At 42.9% G+C, this 6,828-nt stretch carries 6 protein-coding genes and 1 pseudogene; all 7 read left to right on the forward strand.

Annotated features, from left to right (window positions below; all coding sequences use genetic code 11):
• A partial coding sequence (locus tag QZ076_RS21695) for a hypothetical protein (protein ID WP_293717194.1) occupies positions 1 to 218 on the forward strand: 218 nt, incomplete at its 5' end.
• Positions 219 to 369: 151 nt separating this feature from the next.
• Positions 370 to 1,221 (forward strand): RhuM family protein, encoded by an 852-nt coding sequence (gene rhuM, locus QZ076_RS21700; protein WP_293717195.1) that lies wholly within the window; start codon positions 370 to 372, stop codon positions 1,219 to 1,221.
• A gap of 191 nt (positions 1,222 to 1,412) precedes the next feature.
• Positions 1,413 to 1,571: a hypothetical protein gene (locus QZ076_RS21705; RefSeq protein WP_293717196.1), complete on the forward strand. Its 159-nt coding sequence runs from the start codon at positions 1,413 to 1,415 to the stop codon at positions 1,569 to 1,571.
• An 11-nt stretch (positions 1,572 to 1,582) separates the two neighbouring features.
• Complete coding sequence (locus tag QZ076_RS21710; protein ID WP_293717197.1) at positions 1,583 to 2,119, forward strand: GNAT family N-acetyltransferase; 537 nt, start codon at positions 1,583 to 1,585, stop codon at positions 2,117 to 2,119.
• Positions 2,120 to 2,316: 197 nt separating this feature from the next.
• Positions 2,317 to 3,090 carry a DNA-binding domain-containing protein gene (locus QZ076_RS21715; RefSeq protein WP_293717198.1) on the forward strand — a complete coding sequence of 258 codons (774 nt, stop codon included), beginning with the start codon at positions 2,317 to 2,319 and terminating at the stop codon, positions 3,088 to 3,090.
• Positions 3,091 to 3,263: 173 nt separating this feature from the next.
• Positions 3,264 to 6,086 carry a hypothetical protein gene (locus QZ076_RS21720; protein WP_293717199.1) on the forward strand — a complete coding sequence of 941 codons (2,823 nt, stop codon included), beginning with the start codon at positions 3,264 to 3,266 and terminating at the stop codon, positions 6,084 to 6,086.
• 12 nt (positions 6,087 to 6,098) lie between these two features.
• Positions 6,099 to 6,828: pseudogene (locus QZ076_RS21725) on the forward strand (hypothetical protein); the annotation flags it as partial.

Genomic DNA, 6,828 nt, shown 5'->3' on the forward strand with positions numbered 1-6,828 from the left:
GGAGATTACCAACTAAAAGTGAAGTTGAAAGATGGATAAATACTCCGGGGAGACAAACAGAATGGAAAAATAATGGACTCACACAAGGAGAAAGATATTGGAATACAAGTACAGAAATATCCAGTACAAAAGTTTGGATATTTCAACCACAAGACTGGTTTCTTTCTGAAGATGAAAAATCACATCTTTATTGGTCTCGATGTGTAAAGACATCTTAAGTTGGATATAAGTAAAGTTTATTATCTGTATAGATAATAAATGTAAAGCGTTCTTTGACATGATGGGATTAAAATAATCAGACTTAAATGATTGTATATTCATTGAAATGAATGCCTTTGCCTTCATAGTATGAACCAAAATTCATTAATTATGAAAGACAAAGGAGAAATAATCATTTATCAGTCGGAAAGCACCTTACAACTGGAGGTTAGAATGGAGGACGAAACCGTTTGGCTTACTCAGGCGCAGATGGTGGAATTGTTTCAATCAAGTAAAGCCAACATCAGTGAACATATCAAAAATATATATGAATCAGGCGAATTATCAGCAGCTTTAACTGTTCGGAAATTCCGAACAGTTCGCTTGGAAGGAACAAGAAACATAACCCGTAATCTAGATTATTATAATTTAGATGTAATTATATCTGTTGGATACAGAGTAAACACAACATGTGGTATACGGTTCAGACAATGGGCCACCAATGTAATCCGAGGATATCTTTTAAACGGCTATGTAATCAATCAGCGAATAGAGCTTATCGAACAGCGAATGAACTCCAAATTTTCCGAATACGATGAAAAGTTCAATTTTTTCATCAAAACATCCCTGCCGCCGGTGGAAGGTGTTTTCTATGACGGTCAACTTTTTGATGCCTACAAGTTTGTAGCCGACCTGATCCGTACGGCTAAAAGTTCTCTTATCCTGATCGATAATTATATAGATGATACGGTACTGACTTTATTTGCCAAGCGTATTCACGGCGTAAGAGTTACTATTTATACCGCCGAGATCTCCAAACAATTAGCTTTGGATTTACAGCGTCATAACTCACAATACGAGCCGATCGATATCAAGCAGTTCCGACAGTCGCATGATCGTTTTCTGATTATTGACGAAAAGGAACTTTATCATATCGGCGCCTCGTTAAAAGATTTAGGCAAGAAATGGTTCGCCTTCTCTAAAATGCAATTGGATATAAAAGAGATACTGCAACATTTATAATTGACCTTTAGCCTATAAAAAATTTTCATCCCATCATGTCAAACAACCTGAAGCGTTCTTTGACATGATGGGATTGATAATTGATGAAAGCAATAAAATCATCAGTTGAAGGAGAGATTTTGTAAATGTATGATGTTTATGTTATTAGTATTGTCTATCTTTGCTTCTGTTTAATTAAAACAAGTACAGCTATGGCAAGACAAATTAAAGAAACTCCCGTATTATACGGTGACGATGCAAAGCGTTTCGATGAACGAATGAGGTACAATGAAATGCACAAAGCTACGGAGAAAGAGAAACAACGTATCCGTAAAGCGTATGAATATATGGTTTCAATAACAACTAAATAACAGTTTCAATTATGCTACCAAAACATCTTAACTTACAAATTCTTTCCAACAATACTGATTTTCAGTTATTCGATTGCGGTGATGATGACTTAAACGATTTCCTGGTCAGTAATGCATACCAGTCAATGACCCGCCGGATGTCGTTAACCTACGTTCTAAAAGACAAAGAAAAAATCGTAGCTTATTTCAGTCTTCTTTTCGATAAAATATCTAAAGAAGACACGAAGAATACGACTTCTTTCATTGAATTTAAAAGTAACAAAGGGTTAATAAACGAAGGTAAGGACTTTAAAAGTTATCCATCACTGAAAATAGGACGTCTCGGCGTTGACTTAAATAGTCAAAAACATCAATTGGGGCGTCTGATCCTGGATTATGTTAAAAGCCTTACGCTCAATCAGCAATTAGCAGGATGCCGTTTTATCACTGTAGACGCTTATCGAACAGCATTCACTTTCTACGAGAAAAACGGTTTCGAATATCTGACACAAAAAGACGTAAACGATCATACAAGATTAATGTATTACGATTTGTGCCGCTTACTCTAACAATTCACCCCTTTATCAATCCCATCATGTCGAACTAACGAAAGCGTTCTTTAACATGATGGGATTGTTAGTTATGTAACCATCCCATCTGTCTAATCAGCAAGTTCCTCCGGTTATCCCGGAGGTAAATAGTCAACATCCGGTTTTATACCGGATTAAATAAACAATATTAGTATTTATAAAAACTTACAGACATCATGGAAAGTTACGAAAAAGATCATTATTGGGAGTTTTATCTACGTGATAACCCTCTGACGAAAGACAATACGGAAGACTGTATTGCCGAAGTAAAAACCGGCCCGAAAACCCTGACCAAAGAAGATACTGCCAAGGAAATTAAGCGCACCGGTTCCGAGTTGAAATACCCGACTATCCTTTCGGTTACATCGCAGGACAGCGATATAATCCTCGAGGCCTTGTTGAACGGCGATAGCGTGATAACCGACCTTTGTCAGTTCACCCCGCGCATCCTGGGTAATTTCGCCAGTCCGGAAACCCAGTTCGATCCCGCTATCCACCGATTGACATTCGACATCACCCCGACTAAAAAGCTACGTGAAGCCTTGAAAAACGTAAAAGTAATCAATCTCGGAGTAAAAAGCGACGTGGCACGCATTGGTCTGGTTACCGACACTATGACCCAGAAGACCAATGGCGAGATAACAACAAACAAGTATATCCGTATCGAGGGCGAACGTATCAAGGTTGTTGGCGACGAAGCGGTGACAGGTGTCTTTTTCATTTCCGAGGACGGCAGTAAAACGTTTAAGGCAGAAACACCTTACATCCAAAACGATCCGAAGTGCGTAGTAGCCTGCGTGCCCGATCTGGCCGACGGTAGTTATAAATTACAGATTGTGACACAGTTCAGCCAGAGTAACCTGTTGCTGAAAGAAGCCCGCACAATCGTATACAACAAGAAGTTGCAAGTCGGAAACCCGGGAGAGGATGACCGTCCGGTAATAGAATAGTTTGCACAGGGCCGCTGGAATTACCGTCCCAGCCCTTATGGGATACCCATCCCCGCGGTTATTGGATTACCATCCTACCGCCTCTGGGATTACCATCCCTTCGCCCCTGTGCAAAAACTGAGGAATGGAATTAAAAAATATATCACACTATGTTTAATTTAAACTTACAAAGAATGAACGTAAAAAATTTGATGCTGCTCCTGGCTTTTACGGGCCTGGCCGTCAGTTGCTCGGAAGACATCGAGAACAACGACACCCCTACGATCACGGGGCGCAGCGAAATCCAGATCGAAATGAGCGGAACCAGCGAAAGCCAGGAATATACCAAGGCGATCGCTTCCGAAAGTGAGAATGAAATAGATAAGCTGCAAGTTTATCTATTTGCCGCCAAAAAGCAGGGAGGTCCTTATTACTATCTGGAAACATGGACGGAGGGAACGGCTTATAATCCAGTTACTCCGACTGTCACCAATTTTCAGAAACAGGCTTCCGGCACAGGTTGGAAAGCGTCTATCTATCCAAACGAATTGATAGGATTGCCTTATGTTAAACTCTTTTGTGTAGTGAACAATGGTTCCAGTAGTACAACAGACGGGAAATTCTATCAGGTGGACGGAGCAACAGAAGTTTTCGACGGTGCCAATCTGGTAAAAGTTGTAACCGATGCAGACGGAGAAGTTACCACACCGGGTACTACCGAAGCTGATTTCGTAAAAACGTACACCAAAATAATGAAAAACGAAGCAGGAGATGCCGGTGTGAAAGATATCATCTCGACACCGCTTCTGATGACCGGCGAAGGACAGACCAAGATCAGCGGAAGCGTATCGAAGGTAAACATCACTCTGCGTCGTGCAATGGCTCGTTTCGATATTGACAACACGACCAGCAAATCGCGTCTGACAATTAAGAATATCAGCCTCGGTCATGCCCGTAAAACCGGAACGCTATGGCCTCTTAGCACAACATTAAGTGCCGTAGGCGATAAAGATGCGGATCTCATGACCTATGCACCGGTTCCGTTCAGCGGCCCGACAGCCAACAACGGGGTAAAAGAAAGTGCTCTCTATGTATATCCGGCACTTTCGAGCGACGAATGTTACCTGATTATCGAAGGTACTTATAAAAGTCCGGTTACCCTCGAAGATGTACCTGTCACTTACAATGTGCCCATACAGAAAAGCAACGCGGACGGTACTCCTGCCTATATTGATATCAAAGCGAACAGCCGTTATCAGTTGAGCATTACCGATGTCACCCAAGCATCTATCTATGGTTCATTCGAAGTAGTAGACTGGACTTCCGGCGGTGGTATCAATGTAAAACCGAACAATGACGCTCCGGTGTTTGACGTAGCGACAGGATTTGAAGCGACAACAGGCAATATACCGGTAGCAATCGGCGACTCAGAAACAGCATTTACCGTAGAAGAAAGCAGCGTATTCAAAACAACAATCGCCGCTACCGGTAAAGTGCGTGCAGAAAAATCGGCAGCCGAGACAAAAACAGCCTCTCCCGAATGGTTACAAATAGCTGATCCGGAATATAAAGAGGTGGACGGTGTATGGTATAGTACTTTCGAAATGACGGTAGATAAAGCGACAGGCGAACTGCCCGTTAATGTAGTCTTCATCAACGAAGCAGCCTCCTACGACCCTGATCTCTGGACAACACTTACATTCTACGGTCCGAAAGCTAAACCGACACTGGCAACAGGCGGAGACGGCAGCACAGGAAATACAGTCGATTATGATACATTTAAAGCTAACATGTACAACGTTGTTGGCAGTTACATCAAAGTGAAAGCGATGTGTATCGAAGGTACCAAGCTGGTATTGCCCGAAAACGGAGAGTTTGAACAGGAAGGTGAAACCGTTACGGAAGGTTATTACTCGACCTTTACCATCAAAATAGCAAAAGTTTTGACCGATGGTAATGATTATGCAATCAAGTTCCAGAACAACGAAGAAGCATCTGCCGAAACAACCCTGACGGTAACAGCGGTAGCAGCAGGACTATCTGCAACACTAGAAAACAACTCCACGTATGCAACGATCAGCAATTCCGACGCTACGACTTATAAGGTAGAAACAGACATCGACTTGCTGTCGACCAACACATACAACCTGAAGATCACCGCACCGGAAGGCCTAACAGCCAATATCCCCAGCGGCAAATGGTTGACCGTAGATGGCGAAACAGTAAGCAATGGTGTTACTTCCTATACAGTCAAAGCAACAGCCGGAGCCACAGACTTTACAGATTTCGACATCACATTCACCAACAAGCTGAATACAAGTGAAGTGCTGACCGTTACCATGCACAAGGCAGCAAGCAAACCGAAATTCGAAGCCGCTACAGCGGGAGCAAAAAGTGATTTCAACGAAGCACCGACCATCGCAGATTATGCCTCTACAGCCAGCATGTACAAAGCCAACGGCAGTAAGATCGCAATCAAAGTGACTTGCCCGGAAACAATGACTTTCCTCGAACAGACAACCTCCGGATTGACAATCACCGATAAAGGGTCTGGCAATTACGAGATTGAAGTAAACAATGCTACCGCACTCACTGGTGCAACTACAGAAGTCATCGCTCAAAATACCGCAACAGGTGCCGAAAGCCGTAATGCGATATTAACGATAACATGGTTAGATCCAGCGATAACATTTGAGAAAACATTAGATACTGCAAATGCCGGAACGATAGACGGTGATAATATAAATGTAATCGGATCGACCTTTAAAGACTCATACGGAACTATTAAAGTAAAAGTGAAAGGTTACAAAGGTTCTGCTATTACAATATCTGACGTAACCAGTACATGGGCGGGTGTTGCAAATTCTCCGGCAGCTATCGGAGAGGATGGTACAGCTGAAATTACTCTTTCTGCTGCCACTGCTGCTAATGCCGATGCTACGAATGATATAACAATTACCGTCACCAACGCAATTACAAATGGCGGTGATAAAACAATCACTTTGAAGAAACAATAATAGATGAACATCATGAACATAAAAAATAAACTATCGATTCTCCTGTTGAGCTGTCTACTGGCAGCCTGTACCAGCGAGAATGAAATGCTAAATCCGAATGGCCCCGACGAGGGGCAATCGGACGACGCCACCCGACGTGAGGTTCTGCTCAGTTTCAAAAACAAGTTGAACCTTGTTCCTGCTAAAACGAAGGCAGACGATCCCATCGCCACAGCCGAGGAAAATTATATCCGTTCACTGGATATCTACGTTTTCGGTTCGAAAGAAGAAGATAAAAATTTCACCTTTCAAGAACTATTCTATTATCGCGATGATGCCGCCACCATCCCTGGCGACGGCGATTGGGCACATAGCTTCAACCTGACGGCTACCGATAAGGACAACATTACGACTGCTCTGCTCCGGTTGCAAAAAGGCCTGTTCGTCAAACTCTATTGCGTAGTGAACCGCACCGAACTATTCATCACCGAAGGACATGGAGGAGCAACAACCGTCAAGTTCACGAACTTCCAGCCACTTAAACAGTCGAGTCCCGGACAACCCGATAACGTAGTAACACCAGGTATACCGACAGAGGAAGACTTCCAGAAGTTACACAGCCGGTTAATAGACCCGGCAATAGATAAACCGACGGAAGACGATGCCTTGCAGACACCGCTGCCTATGGCCGGTTCATATACTACACCGGTCGACCTGACAGACTTCTCCGTTGCCGCCCGTACGCAACTTAGTTTTAAACTAA

This window comes from uncultured Parabacteroides sp. (genome assembly GCF_905196875.1).
GTDB lineage: Bacteria > Bacteroidota > Bacteroidia > Bacteroidales > Tannerellaceae > Parabacteroides.